Raw genomic sequence first — 25677 nt, 5'->3', positions numbered from 1 at the left:
CACGCCGTCGGCTCAGTGGGTCTCCGGGCGGCGGGCCAGGCGCGTCTCCTCGATGTCGAGCATCGCCTGGGCCTCGGCGAGGATGCGCGAGGGGTAGTTGCCGAGCGCGCGGAGCTCGAGCATCTTCTCGCGCTCGGCCGCCACGATCGCCAGGCGCAGCTCACGGAACTCCCGGTGCGGGGTGTGCTCCGGGTCGGGCCGGAGCGCGACGCGCTCCCAGGCGGCCTCGGTGCGCAGGAAGCTGGACTGCCGCGCGCGCTCCACCACGTCGGGGTCGATCGGTCGCTCGCTCTCCTGAACGAGGCGGTCGAGCTCGTCCATGCCGGCGCCGCTGAGGACGTCGAGGAGCTGTGCGAGCTCGTGACGGTCCTGCTGGGCGTCGATGCCCTCCACCTTCAGCAGGCGGATCAGCCAGGGGAGCGTGCCGCCCTGGATCACGATGCTCGCGACGGCGACCGTGAAGGCGATGAGGATCAACTGCGGCCGGTACGGCGTTTCTGCGGGCAGCGACTGCGCGGCGGCGAGGGTGACGACGCCGCGCATCCCGGCCCAGCCCAGCACGACGCCGCCGCGCCAGTCGATGCGCTCCTGCCGCTGCTGCTCGAGATCGGCGCGTCGGCGCCCGTAGTCGCGCTCGAGACGGTTGCGGGTGCGCGCCTGGGCCTTCGTGGCGGTGGGGTGCGAACGGTAGTAGTACAGGGCGAGCAGCGCCCGGTAGGTGGAGCGCTCGGCGCGTCGCTCGCGGATGGCGAGCGCCATGATCAGCGGTCCGATCCACAGGTAACGGATGAGGATCAGGGCGACGGTGGCGAGCAGCCCGATGCCGAACGACGCTTCGACGCTGAAGACGTCGGCGTGCTCGTTGGCGTGCCCGATGAGTGTGCGGATCTCGAGGCCGATCAGCAGGAACACGCCGTTCTCGAGCAGGAACTGGATGGTGCGCCAGTTGATGCGGTCGCTGGCGCGCGACTGAGGCGTGAACGCGCGCGGGGCGGCGTGGCCGGTGTAGAGCCCGGCGACGACGACGGCGAGCACGCCCGACGCCCCCAGGGACTCTGCAGGCATGAACGCGACGAAGGGCACCGCGATGCTGAGCGCGGTGTCCAGGACCGGATCGGACAGCTTCGAGCGCACCCACACCGTGACGTAGCCCGCCAGCATCCCGATCACGATGGCGAAGAAGGCCGCGTACAGGAAGTCGGTGACGCCGGCCCAGGGAGACGCGAGTCCGCCTGCCGCTGCGGCGACCGCCGATCTCAGGAGCACGAGGGCTGTGGCGTCGTTGACGAGGCCCTCGCCCTCCAGGAGCGTCAGCAGTCTCGGTGGCAGGCCCAGCCGCCGGCCGATGGAGGTCGCGGCCACCGCGTCCGGCGGGCTGATGATGGCGCCGAGTGCGACGGCTGCGGCGAAGTTCAGATCGGGCAGCAGCGTGAACAGCAGCCCGCCGGTGGCGAACGCGGTGACGATCACCAGCGCGACGGACAAACCGGCGATCGGTGCGAGATTGCGGCGGAAGTCCAGGACCGGCACGCTCACGGCTGCGGCGTAGAGGATGGGAGGGAGCAGCCCGTCGAGGATGATCTCGTGGTCGATCTCGATCTCCGGCACGCCGGGCAGGTACGACAGCCCGACCCCGACGATGACCAGGATGATGGGAGCTGCGATGCCGAGGCGCTTGGAGAACGCGGCGACGGCGACGATCACCGCGACGGCGATCACACCGTACAGGCCGAGTTCCAGGCCGGATTCCATCCGCTGCTTCTCCCTTCGTCGTCTCACTCAACGTTAGAGGTAAAACGCGCGGCCTCGGCGCGCCGGCCGGCTGCGATCGGGGCTGGCGCGTGCTCGGGCAGTCCTGGATACCATCGAGGGATGGAGCCCCTGCTGATCGTCGCGGAGTGGTGGTGGATCGCGCCGACCGCCGTCGCCGCGGGCACGGCCGGAGCGATCGGGATGCGCCACCGGGCGAAGCGGTCGGGGCGACGGCTCGCGGTCGATGCTGCTCGGCACGATCTGAAGGTCGCGCAGCAGGCTGTGACCTATCATCGGCTGGCGGTGAAGGTCGCGCGCGCGGAGTATACGAGGATCACGGCGGAGCGGGGCGCGGGCAGGGTCGGCGCGGAGCGCGTCGCCGGAGCGAGACGGATGCTGCGCGAGCGCGAGCGTGAGCTGAAGGCCGCGACCGCCGACGTCAGAGCGCGGCAGGCGCGGCTGAGTGCCGCGAGGGCCAGTGTGCCGCCGGCATCCGCTCCTCGCCCGCTGGAGCGCCTGCGCGCCGAGCACGAGGTCATCACCGCCCGCTGGATGCGCTACGAGACCGACCCCGCCCTGCAGATCTCCTACCCGGCGATGACCGATGTGCGCCAGCCCACGACCGCCGCCTACCTGCGTGCGGCCGGTCGCGCGAACGAGCTGCGGCGCGAGGCCGAGCACACCCCGACCCCGGTTGCGTACTCGGCGTACCGCGAGGCGGTCGCGGAACTGGAAGGTGCCCTGGAGGCGGCGGAGCACCGGGCCAGGGTCCTCGTCGGCGAGTCGCCGTCGACCGCGTGGCAGGACGCCGCTCAGGACGTGCTGTCGAAGTCGGCCGAGGCCATCGACCAGGCCGCAGGGGCCGTCGCATCGGCCCTCGCCGCCTGGACCGCCCGCAAGCACCCGCGCGACGAGCGCTGAACCCTCCGCAGAGGCTCAGGTCTGGGGGCGTTCTCTTTACGTCGCAGGAGAGGGCGACGAGGTCTCGATGGGGGAGGGGATTCGAGACCCCGCCGCCGGCTTATGCGGTGACGCGGATCTCGCCGACGACCTCTGCGTAGGCCGTCTCGCCGACGGGGGTGAATCCGACGCGCAGGAAGAATGCCTCAGGGCCCTCGCTGCCGGCTTCGTAGATCACGTTCACATGGTCGAATCCGCGCGCACGCGCCTCTTCGACGAGCTTCTCGACCGCGAAGCGCCCAACGCCCTTGCCCTGGTCGTCGGCGTCGACGTTGATGCGCCACAGCACCGAGCGGAAGTACTCCTCCGGGGCATCGGGGTCGAAGTTCGCACTGACGAAGCCCACGACCTCATCGCCGTCGAGGATGACTCGTTGCCAGGAGGTCTGCGGGTTGAGCGCCGTCGCGGCGATGCCGTACGAGACGGGCGCGAGGAACTGCTCCTGGCCAGGCTTCAGCGACAGGTTGTTCACGGCGACGATCGTCGCGGCGGAAAGTTCGACCATGCGCAGTTCGGACATGCACCAAGGCTAGCCCCTAGAGCGCTTTGCGTGCACAGTCGCCGCATGTGAATTCGACTCGAATGGTGCGAGTGCGCGCAGTGAAGGGGCTGTTGCTGGTTCAGAGCGGCCGTGGAGACATCGAGACCATGCCGCTCATGATCTCGTAGGTGCGTCCGACGTGCTCTCGAACGGCCAGGCGCGCAGCCTCCGGGTCGTGGGCGCGCAGTGCGTCGATGATCGCACGGTGCTGCCTGTTCACGATCTCGTCATCGCCCGGCGGCTGGATGACGCCGAGATTGAAGTTCCAGTAGCTGATGTTCGTGCGTCGGGCGAAGTCGTCGAGCATGAAGTTCCCGGCCGCGGCGGTCACTGTGGTGTGGAAGTGGCGGTTCAGCGTGTTCAGCGATGAGCGCTCGAGACCCTTCACCTCCATGTCCAGGGCCAGCCGGTCGAGCTCGTCGAGCTGAGCGTCGGTGATCCGCGATGCGGCAAGCGCTGCGGCTTCGCTCTCCATCACGACGCGCGCCTCGATGATGCGCAGCACCTCGTCAGGGGTGTGATCACGCACGGCCCATCCTCTGGTGCGCACCACCAGCCCGTCCTGCACGAGCGCGAGGAGCGCCTCGCGCACTGGGCTCCGGCTCACGTTCAGGGCGTTGGCGAGGTCCTCCTCGATCAGTCGCGCGTTGGGACGCAGCTCGCCGCTGAGTATGGCGTCGCGCAGGCGCTCGTACACGGGAGCGGAGGCGACGAGGCCGCGAAGAGCCGGCTGGCGGTGCGGGAGCTGTGCGGCCATCGAACGTGCCTTACATGTCGGGGTGCGGGATCGAGCGGATGCCGTGAGCATCGTCGTGATTGCATCCTAATCGTTACTTGCATCCGGATCGTATTGATGTTTGTATACAAATCGTATCCCTTGATGCACACCGAGGCGACGCGGCCGGCACGATGAGGGCGCACGTCTCGCACAGCCACAGTCAGGAGCCACCATGAACCCTCCCACCATCCGGCCGATGCGCATCGGCGCCGGCGCAGCGGCAGTCGCCGCAGCGCTCGTTCTCGCATCCTGCTCGTCCTCGCCGACGACGACCACGAGCGATTCGGCAGAGGCCGATCTGCCCGAGGCACTGAACATCACCTCGTTCCTCGCTCACACGGGCACCCAGGCGTCGGCGGTCGCGCCGCTGATCGCAGCCGCGCAGCTGGCCATCAACGACATCAACGACGCCGGCGGGGTCTTCGGCGCGGATGTCGTCTACGTCGAACAGGACTCCTCGAGCGACAACGACACCGCAGCGACCGCCGCTGACAGCGTCATCTCCTCCGACGCGAACATCGTGATCGGCCCGTACGGCTCTGGGATGGGCGCGGCAGTGATCCCGCAGATCACCGAGGCCGGGATCGTGGAGATCTCCGGGTCGAACACCTCCTCTGCTCTCACGGGCATCTCGCCGCTGTACTTCCGCACTGCTCCCACCGACGCCCTCGAGTCGGCCCAGCTGGTCGACCTCATCGCGGCGGACGGGCACTCATCGGTCGGTCTCATCTGGCAGAACGACGCCTGGGGCGCCGCCTTCGAGGAGGGCATGGTCCAGAATCTCGAAGCCGCGGGTATCGACGTCGCCGCCAACGAGTCGTTCAACGTCGAGGAGACCGACTACAGCGCGCAGGTGAACGCCGTCGTCGCCGCCCAGCCGGATGCCGTCGTGTTCCTGTCCTACGCCACCTACAGCGGCGCCATGATCGAGCAGCTCGTCGGCACCAACGGATTCCCCTCGGCGAACGTGTACTTCTCCAGCTCGACGCTGGGCGACTACTCCGCGAGCGTCAGCAACCTCGCGTACCTGGAGGGCGTCCAGGCGTTCCAGCCGGGCGCCGATGTGGACACCGAGGCGGACTTCGAGGCCCGCGTCAAGGAGATCGACCCCTCGCTCACGGCCTTCGCCTACGCGGCCTCCACCTATGACGCCACCATTCTGGCGGCACTCGCGGCCGAGGTCGCTGGGTCGGTCGACGGGGAGGACATCGCTGCGGCGCTGGCCGAGATCAGCGGCCCGAACGACGGGGAGAGCTGCTCGACCTACGCGGACTGCCTGGCGATCATCGAAGACGGGGGGACGATCGACTACGACGGGCTCACCGGAAACATCGAGTTCGATGACAACAACGACGTCGGGGCGACGAACTACCTGCACTTCGTCTACGCCGCCGACGGCACCTACGCCGTCGAGTGACCCGACCGCATGAGGTGCACGGCACGGATCGCCGTGCCGTGCACCTCGGCCAGGAGGAGTACGAGAACATCGTGACGATCGCACATCCGGCAGGCGCGCGCGCCGTGCCGCATCCTTCGCTCCGCACCCGCAGAGCGCCCAGGGTCGGAGCTCTGCTGACCGTTCTGCTCGCCGCCATCGCGTTGATGGTGATCGGCGTCGCAGCTCCCGCGGCCGCTGCCGACGACGAGGAGTGGGGCTTCATCCCGCGCGTGGTCGACGCCGACAGCGCCGGTGTCGCCGGCGCGCTGGTCTCCGTCTCCGACGAGTCGGGCGAGGTCATCGCCGAGACCACCACAGACGAGAACGGAACCGGCGAGACCCTCTCGGTCCCCGATGCCGGTGTCTATGTCATCACCGTCGACACCTCCGCCATCGATGTGCACTTCGAAGGCGGTGACGTGTACGCGGTCAGCAGGGAGCTGGGAGCGGCGAACACCCTTCCCATCCAGCGGCTCGTCGTCTCGCTGACCGAGACGGCCAACGCAGGAGTGATCTCGGATGCCGGTGGCGAGAGCAGCGGCGCTGCCGCGAGCGTCAGCGCAGCCCAGATCGCCCAGCAGCTCGCATCCGGTCTGAGCCTCGGACTCATCCTCGCCGTGGCCACCCTCGGGATGGCGCTGATCAGCGGCACCACGCGGCTGATGAACTTCGCCTACGGCGAGTCGCTGACGATCGGGGCACTGGCGGCATTCTTCGCCTCTGCCGTGCTCGGACTGCCGGTGATCGTCGCCGCCCTGTTCGCGATCGCGGCCGGTGTGCTGCTGCACTTCCTGCAGGATCTCCTGCTGTGGCGCCCGGCCAGGCGCAAGGGCGTCGCGATCGTCCCGCTGATGATCGCCAGCATGGGCGTGGCGATGATCCTGCGCTATCTCGGCTACGCCCTGTTCGGAGGCAGCGCGAAGCGCGTCAGCCCCGCGACCATCCCCAGCCTCCGGCTCGGCCCCATCGTGTTCCCGATCAGCGCCTACATCGGCGCCGGCGTCGCGATTGTCGCCGTGTGCCTGGTGATGTGGTGGCTGCGCTCATCGCACGCAGGCAGAGCCATCCGTGCCGTCGCGGCCAACCGGCCGCTGGCGGCGGCGACCGGCGTCGACGTCGATCACACCATCAGGCTGGTGTGGCTCGTCTCCGGCGCCCTGGCGGGGCTGGCGGGCATTCTGCTCGCTCTGCTCAGCGACGTCACCTGGGACATGGGCTTCAAAGCGCTGCTGCTCATCTTCGCCGCGATGATCCTCGGCGGGGTCGGCACGCCTGCCGGCGCCGTCTTCGGGGCGATCGCGGTCGGCGTGCTCACCGAGCTGCTGGTGCTCTGGCTGCCCTCGGACATGAAGTACGTCGGCGCGCTCGGCGTGCTCATCATCGTGCTGCTCGTCAGACCGCAGGGCCTGTTCGGCACCAGGGAAAGGATCGGCTGACATGGACTTCCTCGACGCACTGCTCGGATCCGCGCAGCAGATCCTGTCTCCGGTCACCGCGGCCTTCGCTCTGGCCGCGCTCGGGCTGAACCTGCACTTCGGGTACACCGGGCTGCTGAACTTCGGTCAGGCGGGCTTCGTCGCCGTCGGAGCATACGGTTTCGCGATCTCCGTCGTGCAGTTCGGCCTGCCCTGGCCGCTGGCCACGGTCGTCGCTCTGCTGCTGGCTGTGCTGTTCGCGCTCCTGCTGGGCATTCTCACCCTGCGCCTGCGCGGCGATTACCTGTCGATCGTCACGATCGCCTCGGCAGAGATCGTCCGCTACGCGGTCAACTCCTCGCTGTTCAACGACGTCACCGGCGGTGCGCAGGGCATCACGAACAATGCCTCGCAGGGCAGCGACTACTCCACGGACCTCGACGCTTTCAACCCGCTGCCCTCCGGCCGCATCCACCTGGGGCCATGGACCTTCACCTCCAGCTCGCTGTGGTGGGCGATCGTGACCTGGCTGATCGTCGCTCTGGTGGCGCTGCTGGTGTGGGCGCTGATGCGCAGCCCCTGGGGGCTGACGCTCAAGGGCATCCGTGAGGACGAGGACGCCATGCGCAGTCTCGGCAAGAACGTCACGGCCATCAAGATGCAGTCGCTGATCATCGGAGGCGCCATCGGCGCGCTGGCCGGCATCCTCTACGTGCTGCCCAGTGCCGTCTCCCCGGCGGACTTCGGCACCCGGATGACCTTCAACCTCTACACCATCGTGCTGCTCGGCGGCGCGGCTACCGTGCTGGGGCCCATCGTCGGATCGGTCGTGTTCTGGGTGCTGCTGCAGCTGACCGACCGACTCATCTCCTTCGCGAAGGACGCCGGTGTCCTGTCGGCCTTCGCGGATGCCGCTCAGCTGCGCTTCTGCCTCATCGGCCTGGCGCTCGTGCTGCTGATCTTCTTCCGTCCCCAGGGCATCCTGGGCTCCCGCAAGGAGCTGTCCTTTGAACGCACCTGATCGCACGCCCGCCATCGCGACGCCCCTGGTCGAGGGCGAGGGCATCGTCCGTCGCTTCGCCGGTCTCGCCGCCGTCGACGTGGATCGTCTGTCGATACCGCGGGATCGGATCACCGCGCTGATCGGCCCGAACGGCGCGGGCAAGACGACCCTCTTCAACCTGCTGACCGGGTTCGACCGCCCGGATGAAGGATCCTGGAGCTTCGACGGCACCCCGCTCAGCCGGGTGCCCGCGTACCGGATCGCCAGGCTCGGAATGGTGCGCACCTTTCAGCTCACCAAGGTGCTCGGCAAGCTGACCGTGATGCAGAACATGCTGCTCGGTGCGGCGCAGCCCGGCGAACGGCTGTCGAGGGCGTTGTTCCCCGTCACCTGGCAGCCGGCCCGCCGTGCCGAGGAGGAGCGCGCTCGTGAGCTGCTGGGCCGCTTCGGGCTCGCCGCGAAAGCCGATGACTATGCGGCAGGGCTCTCCGGAGGTCAGCGCAAGCTGCTCGAGATGGCCAGGGCGCTGATGGCGTCTCCGCGGCTGCTGATGCTCGACGAACCGATGGCAGGGGTGAACCCGGCGCTGACCCAGTCGATCCTCGAGCACATCGTCGCGCTGAAGGACGACGGGGTCACCGTGCTGTTCGTCGAGCACGACATGCACGTCGTCAAGCACATCGCCGATCACGTGATCGTCATGGCCGACGGCAGGATCGTGGCCGAGGGCGAGCCGCGAAGGGTGCTGGCAGAGCAGGTCGTCATCGACGCGTACCTCGGCTCCCACCACGACGTCGACCTGCGCGATGTGATCGCCGGACGCATCTCGGAACGCGAGGTCATGTCCACCTCGACCATACGCCTCATCGAGGAGAACACCCCATGAGCACACTCAGCGGCACCGAACCCCGGGTGATCGTCGAGAACGTTGTCGCCGGCTACCTGCCTGGCGTCGATATCCTCCGAGGATGCTCGTTGAGCGCCTCCGACGGAGAGCTCGTCGGCATCATCGGCCCGAACGGCGCGGGAAAGTCCACCCTGCTGAAGTCGATCTTCGGCCTGGTCCCTGTGCGCAGCGGCTCCGTGCGGATCTCCGGAGAGGACGTCACCGGCGCACGCCCCGACAAGCTGGTGCAGGCAGGGCTCGCCTTCGTCCCGCAGAACGACAACGTCTTCACGCCGATGACGGTGAAGGAGAACCTCGCCCTGGGCACTCACCTCGAGCCCAAGCGCTTCGCCGAGAGGTACGACAGGGTGGTCGCGACGCTCCCCGAGCTCGCGCGTCTCGCCCGGCGCAGCGCAGGCGCGCTCTCCGGCGGCGAGCGGCAGCTCGTCGCGATGGGCAGGGCGCTGATGAGCGAGCCGCGGGTGCTGCTTCTGGATGAGCCATCGGCCGGGCTCTCCCCGGTCAAGCAGGATGAGACCTTCCTACGGGTGCATGACATCCGATCCTCCGGGGTGTGCGTGGTCATGGTGGAGCAGAACGCCCGGCGCTGTCTGCAGGTCTGCGATCGCGGTTACGTGCTCGAGCAGGGCAGAGACGCCTATGAGGGCAGCGGCGATGCGCTGCTCACCGACCCCAAGGTGATCGAGCTGTATCTCGGCGATCTCGCCGATCAGGTGGAGGCGGAGGACGCAGCGGCGGCGACCCGAGGAGAGTGATCCGTCTCGGGTATCTTGGTATCGAGATAAAAGATCCCCCGAACGGAGCACCGGTGACCGACGACGCCATCATCTACACCCACACGGACGAGGCCCCTGCCCTTGCGACAGCGTCCCTCCTGCCGATCGTCCAGGCGTATACGGCCCAGGCCGGTATCGACGTCGAGACCCGGGACATCTCGCTCGCCGGCCGCATCCTCGCCGCGTTCCCGCAGAAGCTCACCCCCGAGCAGCAGGTGGGCGACGCCCTCGCCGAGCTCGGCGGGCTCGCGACCCTGCCAGAGGCCAACATCATCAAGCTGCCGAACATCTCGGCATCCATCCCGCAGCTCAAGGGCGCCATCGCCGAGCTGCAGGCGGCCGGTTACGACGTGCCGAACTTCCCCGACGAGCCGTCGACGCTCGAGGAGAAGGACATCCGCGCCCGCTACGACCGCATCAAGGGCTCGGCCGTCAACCCGGTGCTGCGCGAGGGCAACAGCGACCGCCGCGCCCCGCTCGCGGTGAAGAACTACGCCAAGAAGCACCCGCACCGCAACAAGGCGTTCGCCGAGGGGTCGAAGACCCGCGTCGCCACCCTCGGGCACGACGACTTCAAGCACAACGAGCGCTCCTGGGTCGCGGCCCACGACGACGTGCTGAGCTTCCGTCATGTCGCCGCCGACGGCACGGTCACCGTGCTCAAGGAGGGGCTCAAGGTTCTTCCGCGCGAGATCATCGACGCGACGTTCCTCTCGGCATCCGCTCTCGACGCCTTCCTCGCCGAGACGCTCGAGACGGCCAAGAACGACGACGTCCTCTACTCGGTGCACCTCAAGGCCACGATGATGAAGGTCAGCGACCCGATCATCTTCGGACACGTCGTGAAGGCGTTCTTCAAGGACGTCTTCGACCAGTACGGCGCGCAGCTCGCCGAGGCGGGCCTCAGCGCGAACGACGGACTGGGCTCGATCCTCGCGGGGCTGGCGGACGTCGCCGGCGGCGCCGAGATCGCCGCGGCCTTCGACAGGGCCATCGCCTCGGGTCCCCGGCTCTCCTACGTGAACTCCGACAAGGGCATCACGAACCTGCACGTGCCCAGCGACGTGATCGTCGACGCCTCGATGCCTGCACTCGTGCGCAACGGCGGCAAGCTCTGGGGCAAGGACGGCGAGGAGGCCGACACGCTGGCCGTCATCCCCGACTCGTCGTACGCCGGCGTCTACCAGGCCGTGATCGACGACGTCATCGCGAACGGCCCGCTGGATCCGGCCACGATCGGCACCGTGCCGAACGTGGGCCTCATGGCGCAGGCGGCTGAGGAGTACGGCAGCCACGACAAGACCTTCGAGATCGCGGCGGACGGCATCGTGCAGGTCCTCGACAGCGAAGGCACCGTGCTCATCGAGCACGAGGTCGGCAAGGGCGACATCTGGCGCGCGACGCAGACCAAGCACATCCCGGTCATGGACTGGGTCAAGCTCGCCGTGACGCGTGCCCGTGCCACCGGCGTCCCCGCCGTGTTCTGGCTCGACGCGAACCGCTCGCACGACGCGCAGATCATCGCCAAGGTGCATCAGGGCCTCGCAACCCTCGACACCAAGGGCCTCACGATCACTATCCTCGCGCCGGAGGAGGCCACCCGCTACACGCTCGCGCGCATGCGCCACGGCCTCGACACCATCTCGGTCACCGGCAACGTGCTGCGCGACTACCTCACCGACCTGTTCCCGATCCTCGAGGTCGGCACGTCGGCGAAGATGCTCTCGATCGTTCCGCTGCTCGCCGGCGGCGGCCTCTTCGAGACCGGCGCTGGTGGCTCCGCGCCCAAGCACGTGCAGCAGCTCGTCGAGGAGAACTACCTGCGCTGGGACTCGCTGGGCGAGTTCTTCGCTCTCGCGGCCTCGCTCGAGCACTTCGCCGACCGCACGGGCAACGAACGCGCCCGTGTGCTCGCCGAGACGCTCGACGCGGCCACCGGGACCTTCCTCGAGGAGGACCGCTCGCCCGGCCGCGCCCTCGGCACGATCGACAACCGCGGCAGCCACTTCTACCTGAGCCTGTACTGGGCGCAGGAGCTGGCGACGCAGACGAAGGACGCCGAGCTCGCCGCAGCCTTCGCCCCGGTCGCCGCGTCTCTCGCCGAGAACGAGGACAAGATCGTCGCCGAGCTGAACGCCGTGCAGGGCCAGAAGGTGGAGATCGGCGGCTATTACCGCCCCGACGAGGCGCTCGTGGCCGCGGTCATGCGTCCCTCGGCGACGCTGAACGCCATCATCGACGCGCTCTGATCGCAGCGGACGAGGGGCCGGATGCTGAGAGCATCCGGCCCCTCGTCTGTCTGCTCTGGGACTTCTGTCTCTCCTGTCTCTCCTGCCGCTCCGGTCGCGATCTGTGTCGCTCTGGGGCCCGTGAAGCGGCACGAATCGCGACCGGAGCGGTGGGGCTCGGGCGGATGCCGACACGAATCGCGACCGGAACGGTGCGGGCTGGGCTCTCGCGGTTGCGTTGTGCTTCCGGTCGCGCTCTGTGTCGCTCTGGGGCCCGTGAAGCGGCACGAAGTGCGACCGGAGCGGTGCGGGCCGGGCGGATGCCGACACGAAGTGCGACCGAAGCGACGGGCGAGACGGACGAGGCGGGTGAACACGAACGTGCGCCGCCGCGAAACGCGCATCGGCGCGGGCGCGCCTGAGACGACGGCGACCGCCCCGGGATCAGTAGTGGACCGATACCTCGACGCCGTCAGGCGCCCAGTCGTAGACCCACTTCGCCGCCGAGATCGGCATGTTCACGCATCCGTGGCTCATCCGGTTGCCGAAGTTGTTGTGCCAGTACGTGCCGTGGAAGGCCTGGTCCCCGTTGAAGTAGGTGACCCATGGCACGTCCTCGGTGACGTAGTCGGCGCCCACCATGTCCTGGATGGGCACGTGCGCGCGGATCGTGAAGTTGCCGGTCTGCGTCTCGTGCCCCGCAGCTCCCGAGGAGATCTTCCAGGAGTTGACCAGCTGACCGTTCTCGTAGAAGCTCGCCGTCTGCGTGCTGAGGTTCACATCCGCGGTGCGGACCAGGGTCACGGACTCGAAAGGCGTCTCGGTCACGGTGAGGGCGTACATGCCATCGCCGTTCTCGAGCTGGGCGGCGAAATCCGCGGCGATGTCGGAGGTGTCGCCGATCGTGCGCCCGTTGACGCCCTCGGACTCGACGCGCAACACCTTTCCGGCGGAGTTGGTGACGTTCGCGGCGTTGACCGGGGCGCGGTCGACGAGACCGGGAAGCGCATCGACGGTCTCCTGGATCGCCGACTCGTCGGCGACGATGCTCAGTTCGCCGTCGGTGTCGACGACCTCGAACCAGGTCGCGGCGGTGGCGGCGTCGACCGGAACGGTGCGCTCGTCGCCGACGTAGAAACCGATGGTGCCGAGCATGTCGTTCAGCGAGGTCATGACCGTATTGGCGTCTTCGTCGGAGACGGCCGGGATCGCGGGCGTCGGATCGCCGGAGAACTGCAGGGTCCTGCCGCCGCCGGCGATCGTCTCGGAGATCGCCTCAGTCAGTTCGGGCACGCTGATCGCGGTGCCCGCCTCGGAGGGCGTCATCGTGTAGGCGCCGGTGGCCGCGTCGAACGTGACGGCCGCGTCGACCGGGTCCTCGAAGCTCGACGGGACGGCTTCGCGCAGCGCGGCGTCCGCCTCCTCGGGGTCGAGGGCGATCGTGCCAGGCACCGTCGCGTTCCAGGTTGTGACGTTCCACATCGGGTGCGACGAGAAGGCCTCGTCGGCCAGAGCGCGGGCATCGATCGAGGCGCCGAGGTCGGCGCCGGTCAGGACGGCGCCCTCGCCGTCGCCGGTGAGGGTCACCGTGGTGTTCTCGAGGTGGCTGCTGATCGCGTCGGCCGCGGCGCCCGGGGTCATCCATCCGACCGGGATGCCGGCCACGGTCGTGCCGGGAGCGATGAGGATCGTGGATGCCGCACCGGCTCCGAGCGCGATCACGCCAACGCCGATGCCGATCCACAGACCTAGGCGCTTCTTCTTTGGCGCCGGTTCGATCGGGGCCCAGGCCAGCGGCTGATCGCCGTCGGCCGGGGGCAGCGCGAGCGTGTCCTGACCGTCTGCGAACTCCGCAACGGCGGGTGCGTCGCCGGAAGGTGCGGCCTCAGCGGTCTTCTCGGTCGCAGCATCCGCCGCAGAAATCAGGTCAGTCACGAACTTCACCCCCCGGCGATCAGCGTATTCGGTATATCAATCGTACGCGATCGCAGGTAACGGGGAGGCAACGACCTGGTCAGCCGACGATGGCGATGCCGTCGATCTCGACGAGCATCTCCTCGCGGGGGAGCCCGGTGAAGACGGTGGTGCGGGCGGGCAGCACGCCGCTGGTGGTGTGCGCGGTCACGAACTCGCCGTAAGCGTCGTTCATGACCGCGAAGTCCTCGCGCGTGGTGAGGTACACGCGCAGCATCACGACGTCGTCGAAGGTCGCCCCCGAGGCCTCGACGATGGCCTTCACGTTCTCGAGCGTGCGCGTGGTCTGCGCCGCGACGTCGCCGGGGAACAGGTACTCGTTGGTGGCCGGGTCGACGGGGCCCTGACCGGAGACCTGCACGAACGGGCCCTTGCGGACGCCCTGCGAGAAGGTGTGCGCGGGAGCGGGGGCGGCGGTGGTCGACACGCGAGTCTTCTCAGTCACGCATCAAGCCTAGTAGCGTTGTTAGGTGTCTGTACTAATTGCGGATGCCGTGCCCGCCCGTTCATCGAGAGAAGAGGCGTCGTCGTGCTGCTGAGCGACCAGAGGGGCGTTCGCGTCTATCGCGGTGCGACCGTCGTCGACGGCACCGGCGCCGACCGGTTCGTCGCCGACGTCGCCGTCGAGGGCGCGCGGGTCGTGGCGGTCGCCGACGCGGCGGATCCGGCTGCGCTCGAGCTCCCCGAGGGCGCCGTCGAGATCGACGCCGCGGGTCTCGTCGTCGCCCCGGGCTTCATCGACATGCATGCGCACAGCGAACTGGCCGTGCTCACGGGCGCGGCGCATAGCGCCAAGATCCTCCAGGGCGTGACCACCGAGGTGCTCGGCCAGGACGGGCTCGGCTATGCGCCGCTGGACGATGCCGCGGCATCCGTCATCCCCGCTCAGATCGCCGGCTGGAACGGCAGGCCCTCCACCGTGCCGTGGCGCACGATGGACGATCTGCTCGCCGCGATCGACGAGGCGGCGGCCGCGAACGCCGCCGTCCTCGTCCCGCAGGGCAATCTGCGCATGATGGTCGTCGGGCACGAGAACCGCCGGGCGAGCGCCGCCGAGGTCGCCGCGATGGGCGACCTCCTCGCCGCGGCCCTCGACGCGGGCGCGTTCGGGATGTCGAGCGGGCTGACCTACACTCCGGGCATGTACGCCGACGCCGCCGAGCTCGAGGCGCTCTGCCGGGTGGTGGCCGAGCGCGGCGGCTACTGGGCGCCGCACACCCGCAGCTACGGCGGGGCGGCGCTGGCGGCCTACCGCGAGGCCATCGAGATCGGGCGCCGCGCCGGATGCCCCGTGCACCTCACGCACGCGACCATGAACTTCGCCCCCAACCGCGGCCGGGCGGGCGAGCTGCTCGCGCTCATCGACGCGGCGGTCGCCGATGGCGTCGATGTGACGCTCGACACCTATCCGTACCTGCCAGGTGCGACCACCCTCGCGGCGCTCCTGCCCAGCCGGCTCGCCGAGGCAGGCGACCTCCTCGCGACGATCGCGTCCCTCGACGCCGCAGCACGCGAGCAGGTGCGCGTCGAGCTCGAGGACCTCGGCTGCGACGGCTTCCACGGCGAGCGGGCGGACTGGACGGCGATCCAGATCTCCGGCGTCTCGAATCCCGCTCTCGACCCGCTCGTGGGGCGCACGGTCGCCGAGATCGCCGCCGACGAAGGACGCGCCGCCGTCGATGTCGTGCTCGACACCGTGCTCGCCGATGCCGGGGCGACCGGCATCCTCATGCACATCGGCGACGAGGACAACGTGCGCACGATCATGCGCCACCCCCGGCACAGCGGCGGCAGCGACGGCATCCTCATCGGCGCGCGGCCGCATCCGCGCGGTTTCGGCGCCTTCGCCCGCTACCTCGGCCACTACTCGCGGGAGCTCGGCATCCTCTCGCTCGAAGAGGCCGTGCGCCACCTCTCCGCCAACCCCGCCGCGCGCCTCGGTCTCGACCGAGGCGACGCTCCGCGCGGCGTGATCCGCGCCGGCGCCACGGCGGACCTCGTGTTCTTCGACCCGGACGCCGTCGCCGCGGGCGCGAGCTTCGCGTCGCCGCGCGCGCGGCCGGTCGGCATCGTCGAGGTGCTGGTCTCCGGGGTGCCGGTGGTCAGCGGCGGCGAGGTCACCGGGGCGACGCCGGGCCGGGCGCTGCGGATGAGCCCGCCAGCGCACCGGGCGACCATGCCGCGCATCGCCGCCGAGATCGATCCGGCCGCCGAGGCATTCCGCTGGTCGGCGGCGACGCCGGTGATCGGCGACGTCGACATCGACGCGCGGCTGGCGGGGGAGGAGACGGATGCTGCGCTCCCGCCTATCTCCCTGGTGGTGGACGAGTCGCTGGCGGCTGCGGCCGAGGCCGAGGGACGCATCGGCGCCGAGGCCTTCCGGGTGACGGTGGCCGCCACTGGGGTCGAGATCCGCGGCGCGAGCGCGGCGGGGGTCTTTCGCGGGGCGACCGTGCTTCGCCAACTGCGCGAGCCCGGTGCCGTGCCGTCGCGTATCCCGGCCGGGGTCTGGCAGGGCGCGCCGGCGTATGCGTGGCGGGGTGCGATGCTCGATGTGGCGCGGCACTTCCGCCCTGTCGACGATCTGCTCCGTCTGGTCGACCTGCTTGCCGACCATCACCTCGACGTGCTGCATCTGCACCTCACCGACGACCAGGGCTGGCGCTTCGAGGTGCCGGGCTACCCGCGTCTCACCGAGGTGGGTGCCCGCCGCGAGGCGACGCAGAGCGGCCACGGCGCGTCCGCGACGCTCGAGCCCGGTGTGCACGAGGGCCACTACACGCGCGACGAGCTGCGCGCGCTCGTCGCCCACGCGCGCTCGCGGTTCGTCACGGTCGTGCCCGAGGTAGAGCTGCCAGGTCACATCCAGGCGGCGCTCGCCGCGTACCCCGATATCGGCAACACCGATCTCGGCGCGGCGCCGACGGGCCCGTGGGAGCACTTCGGCGTGAACACCCGCACGCTTGCCCCGACCGAGGCCGCGCTCGCCTTCGGGTGCGCGGCGATCGATGCCCTTGTGGAGGTGTTCGACTCGCCGTGGATCGGCATCGGCGGCGACGAGGTGCCGGTGACGGAGTGGGCCGAGAGCCCGGCTGCGGCCGAGCGCATGCGCGAACTGGGGCTCTCGACGCCGCACGACGTGCAGCCCTGGTTCACGAGGCGCTTCGTCGAACGGGTGTGCGCGCACGGACGCACGGCGCTGGCCTGGGACGAGGTGCTCGAAGGCGATGTGCCAGCGGGTGTTGCGATCCTCGCCTGGCGCGGCGGCGTCGCCATGCGCGAGGCGCTGCGCCGTGGCGTTCCCGTGATCGCCTGCCCCGACCTCGAGGCGTATCTGGACTACCCGCAGTCGGAGTCGACGGACGAGCCCGTGCGCGTGGGGCCGCCGCTCACCCTGGAGCGGGCGTCTTCGCTGCGCATCGAACCAGGTGCGCTCGGCGGGCAGGCGAATCTGTGGACCGAGCACCTCGCCACGCGTGACCGGGTCGACTTCGCCCTGTTCCCGCGATTGTCGGCGATCGCCGAGAGGTTGTGGGAAGGTGGGGAGCCGGGGGACACCGGTGACCTGCTTCACCGGATGCCCGTGCACCTGCGCCGCCTGGCGGCGCAGGGCGTGAAGTACCGTCCGCTCGACGGCCCGACGCCGTCGCAGCGGCGCCCGGGCGTGCCGGGCAAGCCCCTCACGATCGCCGAGAGGGAGAAGATCGTGGCGGGTCTCGTCGAGCGGCTCGCGGAACGAACGGATGCCGCCGCCGCGGCATCCGAGGAATTGAAGTAACGTTTTGGTAACCCTGGTTCGCCCCGAGCGATCAAGGGTTGCATAAATTTTGTTCGTAAGGTCTACTAACAAACATGTCCGTATCGGATGAGACGCGTCCCACGATGTCGAGCGACCACGCCGGCGCGAGCGCGCACGCCTTCGGCCCCGGGCGCAACCTGCGCTCCCGCTCCAAGGTGCTGCCGGAGCACGCGCGCGGGCACAACCGCGCCCTGGTGCTGCAGACGCTGTACCACGCCGGCGCCATGAGCCGTGCCGACCTGTCGCGCGAGACCGGCCTCACCCGCGTCACGATCTCCGATCTCGTCGCCGAGTTCATCGCCGACGGCATCGTCGTCGAGATCGGGGTGCGCGAGAGCGTCGGCCCCGGCAAGCCGCCGATCCTCATCGACATCGACCGCGTGGGCCACCAGATCGTCGGCCTCGACCTCTCCGGGACGAGCGCGTTCGTCGGCGCCGTGCTGAGCCTCGACGGCGAAGTGCTCGAGCGCCGCGAGGTGGCGCGCCCCGATGCCGCTGACGGCGAGGCGGCGTACGCGGCGACGCTTGAGCTCGTCCGCACGCTCGTCGCCGCGGCGACCCAGCCGGTGCTCGGCATCGGCATCGGCACCCCCGGCGTCGTGCGTCCCGATGGGGTCGTGCTCAGCTCGCCGAACCTCGGCTGGGCGCAGGTGCCGGTCGAGGCGAAGCTCAGCGCCGACGTCGACCTGCCGGTGCTCGTGCGCAACGACGCGAACGCCGCGGTGCTCGCCGAATACACGTTCGGCGACGCCAGGACCGATTTCATGCTCATCAAGATCGGCCGCGGCGTCGGCGCCGGTCTCATCACGGGGAGCCAGCCGCTGCTGGGCAGCCGTTTCGCCGCCGGTGAGATCGGCCACGTCGTCGTCGGCACCGACGGCGGCCCTCGCTGCGCCTGCGGCAAGGACGGATGCCTCGAGGCCTGGCTCAGCGTCAGCCGCCTGCGCGCGGCCATCGGGGCCGACCCGGCCGCCCGCGATGAGATCCTTCGCGACGCCGGCACCCGCATGGCCGTCGGCATCGCGCCGATCGTCGCCGCTCTCGACCTCGCCGAGGTGGTGCTGTCCGGGCCAGCCGATCTCCTCGACGGCATCCTCATCGACGCCGCTCTCGATACCCTGCGTGCGCGCACGCTCGAGGGCGTGTTCGAGGACGTCCAGATCCGCCGCACCGCGCAGGACGATATCGTGCTGCGGGGGGCTGCGGTCATGGTGCTCTCCAGCCAACTGGGCGTTTCGTGAGCGCGGGCGCCATCCGTGTCGGCCTCGATGTGGGCGGCACGAAGATCGACGCTGTCGCCGTGGACGAGCGCGACGAGATCATCGGCCGCCTGCGCCGCGAGAGCGGCTGGGGCGAAGTCGAGGTCGTCGCGAACATCGTCGCCGCTGTGCGCGATCTCGCCGCGGAGTCCGGCTTCACCCTCGACGAGGTCGTCTCGGTCGGGGTGGGCATCCCCGGGGTCGTCGACGCCGATGCGGGGCGGGTGCTGCACGCCGTCAACCTCGGCGTGGAGTCGCTCGATCTCGCAGGCTTCGCGGGCGCCCTCCTCGGCGTGCCCTTCCGCGTCGAGAACGATGTCAAGGCCGCCGCCCTCGGCGCCGCCGTGATGAGGGGCGCCGCTGGGTCGATGGCCTACCTGAACCTCGGAACCGGCGTCGCCGCCGGCATCGTCGTCGATGGCCGTATCTGGCGCGGTGCGCGCGGCACCGCCGGCGAGGTCGGCCACCTCTCGGTCGACCCGAACGGACGTCGCTGTGGATGCGGGCAGATCGGCTGCATCGAGACGTTCTGCGGCGGGGGAGCGCTGGCGAGGGCCTGGGGACGTCCAGGTGCACTGCCCGTGCGCGACATCCTCGACGCGGCCGAGTCCGGCGACGCGCAGGCTCTCGCGCTGCGCGCCGACCTGTTCCACGGCGCCGCCGCCGCCGTCCGCGTGCTCGTGCTCTCGGCCGACGTGGAGCGCGTCGTCATCGGCGGAGGCCTCACCGCCCTCGGCGACCGGCTCGAAGCCGGCATCCGCGCCGCGCTGCGTCAGGACTCGGACTCCTCGGCGTTCATGCGCTCCCTGCAACTCGACGACAGGGTCGAGATCCTGTCGTCTGGTTCTCCGGCCGCGGCCTTCGGTGCTGCGCTCGTCGGAGCAGCCGACACCTCCAAGGAGACCGTTCCCCATGGCTGAAGTCGTCATCGTCGAGAGCAAGGAAGCCGCCGGCGTGCTCGTCGGTGAGGAGATCGCATCGCTGATCCGCGCACGTGCGGATGCCGTGCTGGGCCTTGCCACCGGGTCGACTCCGCTCCCGGTGTATGCGGCGCTGCGCGCCCAGCTCGCCGACGTCGACGTGTCGCAGGTGCGCGGCTTCGCGCTCGACGAGTACGTGGGGCTCGACCCGGCGCACCCCGAGAGCTACCGCTCGGTCATCACGCGCGAGGTCGTCGAGCCGCTGGGCCTCGACCCCGCGCGCATCCACGTGCCCAACGGCGCCGAGGCGACCATCCAGCACGCGGGAGCGGACTACGACGCGGCGATCGCTGCGGCAGGAGGCGTCGACCTGCAGCTGCTCGGAATCGGCACCGACGGCCACATCGGCTTCAACGAGCCGGGTTCGTCCTTCGCCTCGCGCACCAGGGTGAAGACCCTCACGCAGCAGACCCGCGAGGACAACGCGCGGTTCTTCGACTCCATCGACGACGTGCCGCGGCACTGCATCACCCAGGGGCTCGGCACGATCCTGGAGGCGCGGCACCTCGTGCTGCTCGCCTTCGGCGAGGGCAAGGCGCAGGCCGTGGCGGATGCCGTCGAGGGCCCGCTCTCGGCGATGCTCCCCGGTTCAGCCATCCAGCTGCACCCGCACGCGACGGTCGTCGTCGATGAGGCGGCGGCGTCGCGGCTGAAGCTCGCCGATTACTACCGCTACACCTTCGCGAACAAGCCGGCCTGGCAGGGGCTCTGAGCGGGGCGTGAGCCCCGCCGGCTGCTGGCCGGGCGGACCGTTTGTCGGGTGGATTGCTGTTTGTCGGGTGGATCTGCGCAGACACGCCGGGCGACCGGCATGCGGCTCCGACGGATGGTACGCGGCGTCGCCGTGCCGGGGTCGCCGACCTCGTCGAAGTGGGCGCTCAACGACCGGCGGGAGAGGTGCGCACCCAGGCGATCGGCAGCAGGTGATCCAGACTCAGCGGGGCCAGCGGGAGGTCTGCGACGTCGTCCCGGGTGATCCAGCGAAGCTCCGCGAGCTCGGCCTGCACGGTCACGGCGTCGGGATCGATCGAGGTCGCGAACGCCTCAGCGACGACGCGGTGACCGGGTTCGTTGGCCGCTGCGGACACGAACCTGCCGAGCGGTTCGAGCGCTGACTCCTCGAGCAGCACGCCGAGCTCTTCGTGCAGCTCGCGGATGAGCGTCTGCGCGGCGGTCTCGCCCGCCTCCGGCTTTCCGCCGGGCTGCATGAACCGCACGGTCCCGTGCTTGCGCACCACGAGCACGCGCCCCGCGTCGTCACTGATCACCGCGGCGCTCACGTGGATGTCAGGCATCGGCGAACACCTTGCCGGGGTTGAGGATGCCGAGGGGATCGAACACCCGGGTGATCTGCCGCTGCAGCTCCCACTGGTCCTCGCCCAGCTCCTCGGCGAGCCACCGGCTCTTCAGCACGCCGATGCCGTGCTCGCCCGTCAGGGTGCCGCCGAGCGCGATCGCGGCGCGGAACAGCGCATCGGCCGCCGCCCACACGTGGGCGGGCGTCTCGTCGCCCTCGAAGATGAAATTCGGATGCAGGTTGCCATCGCCCGCGTGCGCGACCGTCGGGATCGCGATGCCGAACTCGCGCTCGATGCGCGCGATCTCGTCGAACATCGCGGGCATCGCGCTGCGCGGCACCGAGACGTCCTCGATCAGCGTGGTGCCGAGTGCGGCCATCGCAGGGTGCATGGATCTGCGGATCGCGAGCAGCCGCTCGCCCTCGGCGGGGTCGTGGGTAACCTGCACCGTGCCGTCGTGCGCGGCGAGCACGGCGGCCACGGCATCCGCTTCCTCGACCGCCGCCGGCCCGTCGGTCTGCACGGTGAGCTGCGCGCTTCCGGCAGGGAAGGCGGGGAGCGCGAGATGGGTCGCGACCGCGGCGAGGCTGGCCGGATCCATGAGTTCCATGATCGCCGACTGGATACCGGCCGCGGTGACGGCGGCGGATGCGGCGGCAGCGGTGCGCACATCGGGGAAGGTCGCGGTGACCGTGCAGGGCGTGCCTTCGGGAAGGCGGCGCAGCTTGAGCGTGGCGCCGACGACGATGCCGAGCGTGCCCTCCGACCCGATGACGAGCGAGGCGAGGTCGAGGCCGGTGACGCCCTTGACACTGCGATGGCCGAGGCGCATCAGACGTCCGTCGGCGAGGACGAGGTCGATGCCGAGTACGGCGTCGCGCACGACGCCGTACTTCGCGCACAGCAGTCCGCCGGCGCCGGTGGCGATGTTGCCGCCGACCGTCGAGATGGCGCGGCTGGCGGGATCCGGCGCCCACCACAGACCGTGCGGTGCCAGCTGCTCGTTCAGATCGGCGTTGATGATGCCTGGCTCGACGACGGCGAGCAGGTCGTCGGCGCGGATCTCGTGCACGGCGGTCATCCGCAGGGTCGAGATCACGATCACGCCCTCGCCGGCGTTCGCGCCGCCCGCGAGGCCGGTGCCGGCGCCGCGCACGACGATCGGGGTGCGCGTGGCGGTGGCGATGCGGCACACGGTCTGGACGTCGGCGGCGCTGCGCGCGTGCACGATCGCGAGCGGAGTACCGGGAGCGGCGTGGCCGGACTGGTCGCGTCGCGCCGCCTCGAGGGCCGTCGGGGCGGTGTCGACGATGTCGCCGAGCGCGGCGCGCAGCTGCTCGAGAGCGTTCACGCGAGTGCGCGCCTCCCGCTGACGACACCAGCGCCGACGGCGACCACGGCGAACGCGAGACCGATGAGGGGCTGCTCCATGAGCCACCACGCGATCGTCACGCCGACGTAGACGAGCAGTTCGACGGCGGCGCGCAGGAACGGATGCAGGCGCAGCACGGGACGCGGCGACAGGAACAGCGCCCAGACGAGGAGCACGACCACCGGTGCGCCGATGCCGATCACGAGGTTCCAGGGCAGCGGCCACGTGGCGAGCCCCCAGAGCGCGAACGTGCCGATCGCGACCACGAGGACGATGGCACGGATGACGTCGATGGCCGCGATGTTCGGGCGCTCGACGCCGGGTACGGAAACGGTCTCCTCGGGCATGCGCCCAGTCTATTCGCCGGGTGAAGGGAGCCGGGCGCGTCGTCAGGGCTCGACAGCGGCGGGCTGCTCTGCGGATGCCGATTGGTCGTCGGATGCCGATTGGTCGTCGGATGCTGCGCTGGCGCCGGTGTCGTCGGCCGCTTCCTCGGGCTTCGCCGGCTCCTCGGCAGCCGCGGTCTCGTCGCTCGACGTCTCGTCGGCCGGGGAATCTTCGCCGGGGGTCACGTCGGCGGGTGTCTCCTCCGCGGCAGGCGCGGTGCTGCCCGTGTCGCAGAGGGGAGCGAGCAGCACTGAGGTGACGGAGACGCCCAGGCCGCTCAGGGTCGTCTCGAAGGGATAGGCGGGTCCGTCGACGGTCACGTAGTGCACCGTGACGTCGGCGTCGAAGGCGATCTGCAGCAGACCAGGAGTCAGTGTCAGCGTGACGTGCCCGTCGTCCGCGACGAGGCCGCTGTCCGCACCGCTCGTGCTGCCGTCGAGCAGCGCCTGGAGCTCGGCTCCCGGGACGCCGAGCATCTCGAGCGCGACGTACGCCACGCCGTCGGCGACGCAGAGCGTCGAGCCGAGGAGCTCGGCAGGAGCGGTGGGGGTGAGGTCGACCGGATCGCCGTCGCCGTCGCCGTCGCCGTCGCCGTCGGTGGCATCAGCGTCGTCTGCATCTGCATCTGCATCTGCATCTGCGTCGGTGGCGTCCGTATCCGCGTCGGTGGCGTCCGTATCCGCGTCGGTGGCGTCCGTATCCGCGTCGGTGGCGTCCGTATCTGCGGTCCCGTCGGAGTCGGTGCTGCCGTCCGTCGCGTCCACATCCGCGTCGGTTGCATCCGCATCCGCGTCGGTCGCGTCCACGTCGTCCGTCGCGTCGGTGCTGTCGGCATCCGCGTCGATCGCGTCGACGTCGGCATCCGCATCTGATCCATCGGTGTCCGAGGCGCCGTCAGGCGGGTCGATCGGCTCGGAGTCCGTTTCTCCGTCTGTCCCGTCCGTCGCGTCGGTATCGGTTGTTGCGTCGGTGTCGGCGGTCCCGTCCGTCGCGTCGGCATCCGTCGTGCCGTCGGAGGTCCCGTCGGTATCCGACGAGGTCCCGTCGGCGTCGGTCGTCCCGTCCGTCTCCGCCGTGTCGTCGTCTCCGGAGCCGTCGTCCTCGGAGCCGTCCGCGTCTGCGGAGCCGTCGGTGTCCTCGGTGGTGTCCGTCGTGCTCGTCGGCGGTGTCGTCACGGGCGCGGCGACGTCGTCCACCTGGGGCTGCGTCGGAGGCGTCGGGATCGTCGGCGGCTCAGGCTCCTCGCTGGCGCGCACGGTGGGGTCGTTCTTCATCGAGTCATCGGGGGCGATGTCGGTGGAGATCGACGAGGATTCGCCGGCTGCGGTGTTCGAGAGCGATGCGGCGGAGTTCGCACCGGCGAGCCCGGGCAGGATCATGGCCGCAGCCACGACTCCGGCCACGACGAGGGCGGCCGAGCCTGCGCCGACGAGGGCGCCGAGTCCGCCCATCGCGCCGGCGCTCCCGGATCCGGAGGAGCCCGCTCCTGCGGCACCCGATCCGCCCGAACCCGTGGCCCCCGAGGCTGCGCCTCCAGCGGCAGCCCCGACGACGACTCCGCCCTCGACGACGCTAGACGGCATGGCGGCCAGGGCGACGATCGGGGCGCCTCCGCCCTGCAGCGTGGCGAGGTATCCGGCGGCGCCGGTGATGCCGAGGACCAGCGGCAGCAGCACGAGCGCGAGACGGTTCGACACGTCCTTGGCCTCGGCGGCGACGATCATGCAGCGCGCGCACTCGTCGAGGTGCAGTTCCAGTCGCTTGTGATCGCGGGTGCTGAGGTTTCCGCGGGAGTAGGCGCCGAGGTGCTCGATGGTCCACTGGCAGTCGGAGCCGGGCTCGGCGCTGCGCAGATGCGCCTGGATCCATGCCTCGCGCAGCCCCTCGCGTGCGCGGAAGGCGAGCTGTGAGACGGCGCCGGACTTCATACCGAGCAGCGGACCCACCTCGGTGGGCTTCATCTGCTCGATCTCGGTGTACCAGAGCACCTCCTGCCAGCGCGAGGGCAGACTGCGGAACGCCTGAGCGGTGAGCGAACGATCGAGTGCCTCATTCGACGCCTGCTCGGTGCTGCCGGGGTCGGCGATGGTCTCCAGCTCGTCGATCGTCGACTCGCGACGCGACCGGCCCCAGGCGGCGGCGGTGTTGCGGATGCTGGTGAACAGGTAGGCGCGGAACGATCCGTTCGGACCGCCGCCCTTGATGATCGCCTGGTAGATGCGGGTGTACGACTCCTGCACGAGGTCGTCGGGGTCGATCGACGAGGTGACGGAGCGGGCGACCGCGAGACCCGATGGGTAGTGGCGTCGCCAGAGTTCACCGAAGGCCTCTGCGTCGCCGGAGCGGGTGCGCAGGATCAGTTCGGCATCGGCGATCGGTTCGCCGTTCAGGAGGTTCTCGTCGTCCACAGTCTTCCATCAGTCGTGAAGGTCCCAGTTGCCTTCAACGAAGAGACGCGCGAGAGTCGCATCCATCACGCGCCTAACCATTCTCTCGCGAATCTCACGGCCCGACCACCCCGGCCAGAAACTCGATCGCACGATCTCCTTACGAGGATAATCCCTGTTCCCAGTCGGTTTCTGCGCCAGCATCCGCTCGCCTGGGGGAAAATCTCGAAAAAGTTCTGAGAACTCGCGTAATGAATCGATGGGGTCTTCGTCTCTTCATGCAGAGACAGCCGATGGAGAGCCCCCGGGGGGCGGTGATCCTCGGGGCTGGTGCAAAAGGGGGTTTCGCACCGGTTGGGCGGTCGGGAGCCTCGGGGGAGGAGTTCCCGACCAGCCCGCTCTCCACCTTGGGGATGCGGGAGG

The 25677-nt window shown here is 69.9% G+C and carries 20 protein-coding genes; 11 read left to right on the top strand and 9 right to left on the bottom strand.

Features of this window, described 5'->3' with window-relative positions:
* Positions 1–12: 12 nt before the first annotated feature.
* Positions 13–1752, bottom strand: a complete 1740-nt coding sequence (locus QM568_RS01030) for a cation:proton antiporter (RefSeq protein WP_415134915.1) — start codon at positions 1750–1752, stop codon at positions 13–15.
* Between the two features lie 120 nt (positions 1753–1872).
* On the opposite strand from QM568_RS01030, the gene QM568_RS01025 reads away from it, so the two are divergent.
* Positions 1873–2673, top strand: a complete 801-nt coding sequence (locus tag QM568_RS01025) for a hypothetical protein (RefSeq protein WP_415134913.1) — start codon at positions 1873–1875, stop codon at positions 2671–2673.
* Between the two features lie 100 nt (positions 2674–2773).
* Here QM568_RS01025 and QM568_RS01020 read toward each other — a convergent pair whose 3' ends face one another.
* Both QM568_RS01020 and QM568_RS01015 read right to left on the bottom strand, forming a co-directional pair.
* Positions 2774–3232 (bottom strand): GNAT family N-acetyltransferase, encoded by a 459-nt coding sequence (locus QM568_RS01020; protein WP_415134911.1) that lies wholly within the window; start codon positions 3230–3232, stop codon positions 2774–2776.
* 100 nt (positions 3233–3332) lie between these two features.
* Positions 3333–4010, bottom strand: a complete 678-nt coding sequence (locus tag QM568_RS01015) for a GntR family transcriptional regulator (RefSeq protein WP_415134909.1) — start codon at positions 4008–4010, stop codon at positions 3333–3335.
* 193 nt (positions 4011–4203) lie between these two features.
* Between QM568_RS01015 and QM568_RS01010 the strand changes: the two genes are divergently transcribed.
* Genes QM568_RS01010 through QM568_RS00985 form a run of 6 tightly spaced genes read left to right on the top strand, consistent with a single transcriptional unit; the run spans position 4204 to position 11819 of the window.
* Positions 4204–5448 carry an ABC transporter substrate-binding protein gene (locus QM568_RS01010; protein ID WP_415134907.1) on the top strand — a complete coding sequence of 415 codons (1245 nt, stop codon included), beginning with the start codon at positions 4204–4206 and terminating at the stop codon, positions 5446–5448.
* Complete coding sequence (locus QM568_RS01005) at positions 5445–6905, top strand: branched-chain amino acid ABC transporter permease (protein WP_415134905.1); 1461 nt, start codon at positions 5445–5447, stop codon at positions 6903–6905. Before QM568_RS01010 ends, QM568_RS01005 begins: the two co-directional genes overlap by 4 nt.
* Position 6906: 1 nt before the next feature.
* Complete coding sequence (locus QM568_RS01000) at positions 6907–7905, top strand: branched-chain amino acid ABC transporter permease (RefSeq protein WP_415134903.1); 999 nt, start codon at positions 6907–6909, stop codon at positions 7903–7905.
* Positions 7892–8773: an ABC transporter ATP-binding protein gene (locus tag QM568_RS00995; RefSeq protein ID WP_415134901.1), complete on the top strand. Its 882-nt coding sequence runs from the start codon at positions 7892–7894 to the stop codon at positions 8771–8773. The genes QM568_RS01000 and QM568_RS00995 overlap by 14 nt, the downstream gene beginning before the upstream one ends.
* Positions 8770–9549, top strand: a complete 780-nt coding sequence (locus tag QM568_RS00990) for an ABC transporter ATP-binding protein (RefSeq protein WP_415134899.1) — start codon at positions 8770–8772, stop codon at positions 9547–9549. The genes QM568_RS00995 and QM568_RS00990 overlap by 4 nt, the downstream gene beginning before the upstream one ends.
* A 53-nt stretch (positions 9550–9602) precedes the next feature.
* Positions 9603–11819, top strand: coding sequence for an NADP-dependent isocitrate dehydrogenase (locus QM568_RS00985; RefSeq protein WP_415134897.1), 2217 nt, complete (start codon positions 9603–9605; stop codon positions 11817–11819).
* Between the two features lie 423 nt (positions 11820–12242).
* Here the strand turns inward: QM568_RS00985 and QM568_RS00980 are convergent, their stop codons facing one another.
* Both QM568_RS00980 and QM568_RS00975 read right to left on the bottom strand, forming a co-directional pair.
* A complete protein-coding gene (locus QM568_RS00980; RefSeq protein WP_415134895.1) occupies positions 12243–13733 on the bottom strand; it encodes a L,D-transpeptidase family protein in 1491 nt (496 codons plus the stop codon).
* A gap of 79 nt (positions 13734–13812) precedes the next feature.
* Positions 13813–14217 carry a RidA family protein gene (locus tag QM568_RS00975; RefSeq protein ID WP_415134893.1) on the bottom strand — a complete coding sequence of 135 codons (405 nt, stop codon included), beginning with the start codon at positions 14215–14217 and terminating at the stop codon, positions 13813–13815.
* Positions 14218–14301: 84 nt separating this feature from the next.
* Between QM568_RS00975 and QM568_RS00970 the strand changes: the two genes are divergently transcribed.
* From QM568_RS00970 to nagB, 4 genes are all read left to right on the top strand, one after another.
* The gene (locus QM568_RS00970; RefSeq protein WP_415134890.1) at positions 14302–17550 is read left to right on the top strand and encodes a family 20 glycosylhydrolase; all 3249 of its coding nucleotides are present in this window, start codon (positions 14302–14304) and stop codon (positions 17548–17550) included.
* A gap of 74 nt (positions 17551–17624) precedes the next feature.
* A complete protein-coding gene (locus tag QM568_RS00965; RefSeq protein WP_415134888.1) occupies positions 17625–18812 on the top strand; it encodes an ROK family transcriptional regulator in 1188 nt (395 codons plus the stop codon).
* On the top strand, positions 18809–19750 hold the full coding sequence (locus QM568_RS00960; RefSeq protein WP_415134886.1) for an ROK family protein: 942 nt from the start codon (positions 18809–18811) through the stop codon (positions 19748–19750). Before QM568_RS00965 ends, QM568_RS00960 begins: the two co-directional genes overlap by 4 nt.
* Positions 19743–20522, top strand: coding sequence for a glucosamine-6-phosphate deaminase (gene nagB, locus QM568_RS00955; protein WP_415134884.1), 780 nt, complete (start codon positions 19743–19745; stop codon positions 20520–20522). Before QM568_RS00960 ends, nagB begins: the two co-directional genes overlap by 8 nt.
* Before the next feature lie 166 nt (positions 20523–20688).
* On the opposite strand, the gene QM568_RS00950 is transcribed toward nagB, so the two are convergent.
* Genes QM568_RS00950 through QM568_RS00935 form a run of 4 tightly spaced genes read right to left on the bottom strand, consistent with a single transcriptional unit; the run spans position 20689 to position 25275 of the window.
* Positions 20689–21105, bottom strand: a complete 417-nt coding sequence (locus QM568_RS00950) for an NUDIX hydrolase (RefSeq protein WP_415134882.1) — start codon at positions 21103–21105, stop codon at positions 20689–20691.
* Positions 21098–22459 carry an FAD-binding oxidoreductase gene (locus QM568_RS00945; RefSeq protein WP_415134880.1) on the bottom strand — a complete coding sequence of 454 codons (1362 nt, stop codon included), beginning with the start codon at positions 22457–22459 and terminating at the stop codon, positions 21098–21100. Before QM568_RS00945 ends, QM568_RS00950 begins: the two co-directional genes overlap by 8 nt.
* Positions 22456–22827, bottom strand: a complete 372-nt coding sequence (locus QM568_RS00940) for a YrdB family protein (RefSeq protein ID WP_415134878.1) — start codon at positions 22825–22827, stop codon at positions 22456–22458. The genes QM568_RS00945 and QM568_RS00940 overlap by 4 nt, the downstream gene beginning before the upstream one ends.
* Before the next feature lie 42 nt (positions 22828–22869).
* Entirely contained in the window at positions 22870–25275 is a 2406-nt protein-coding gene (locus QM568_RS00935) for a sigma-70 family RNA polymerase sigma factor (protein WP_415134876.1), read from the bottom strand.
* Positions 25276–25677 lie beyond the last annotated feature (402 nt).

The organism is Microbacterium sp. (assembly GCF_047607465.1).
In the GTDB taxonomy this organism is placed as follows: Bacteria; Actinomycetota; Actinomycetes; order Actinomycetales; family Microbacteriaceae; genus Microbacterium.
Note: the sequence above shows the minus strand (reverse complement) of the source record. Positions and strands in the feature narration are given on the sequence as shown.

What these genes read in the sequence shown, in the direction of transcription:
- QM568_RS00950 (WP_415134882.1), bottom strand. Translation starts at nt 21,105, where the DNA reads ATGCCTGACATCCACGTGAGCGCCGCGGTGATCAGTGACGACGCGGGG.
- QM568_RS00965 (WP_415134888.1), top strand. Translation starts at nt 17,625, where the DNA reads ATGTCCGTATCGGATGAGACGCGTCCCACGATGTCGAGCGACCACGCC.
- QM568_RS01020 (WP_415134911.1), bottom strand. Translation starts at nt 3,232, where the DNA reads ATGTCCGAACTGCGCATGGTCGAACTTTCCGCCGCGACGATCGTCGCC.
- QM568_RS00940 (WP_415134878.1), bottom strand. Translation starts at nt 22,827, where the DNA reads ATGCCCGAGGAGACCGTTTCCGTACCCGGCGTCGAGCGCCCGAACATC.
- QM568_RS01010 (WP_415134907.1), top strand. Translation starts at nt 4,204, where the DNA reads ATGAACCCTCCCACCATCCGGCCGATGCGCATCGGCGCCGGCGCAGCG.
- QM568_RS01000 (WP_415134903.1), top strand. Translation starts at nt 6,907, where the DNA reads ATGGACTTCCTCGACGCACTGCTCGGATCCGCGCAGCAGATCCTGTCT.
- nagB (WP_415134884.1), top strand. Translation starts at nt 19,743, where the DNA reads ATGGCTGAAGTCGTCATCGTCGAGAGCAAGGAAGCCGCCGGCGTGCTC.
- QM568_RS00990 (WP_415134899.1), top strand. Translation starts at nt 8,770, where the DNA reads ATGAGCACACTCAGCGGCACCGAACCCCGGGTGATCGTCGAGAACGTT.
- QM568_RS01025 (WP_415134913.1), top strand. Translation starts at nt 1,873, where the DNA reads ATGGAGCCCCTGCTGATCGTCGCGGAGTGGTGGTGGATCGCGCCGACC.
- QM568_RS01030 (WP_415134915.1), bottom strand. Translation starts at nt 1,752, where the DNA reads ATGGAATCCGGCCTGGAACTCGGCCTGTACGGTGTGATCGCCGTCGCG.
- QM568_RS01015 (WP_415134909.1), bottom strand. Translation starts at nt 4,010, where the DNA reads ATGGCCGCACAGCTCCCGCACCGCCAGCCGGCTCTTCGCGGCCTCGTC.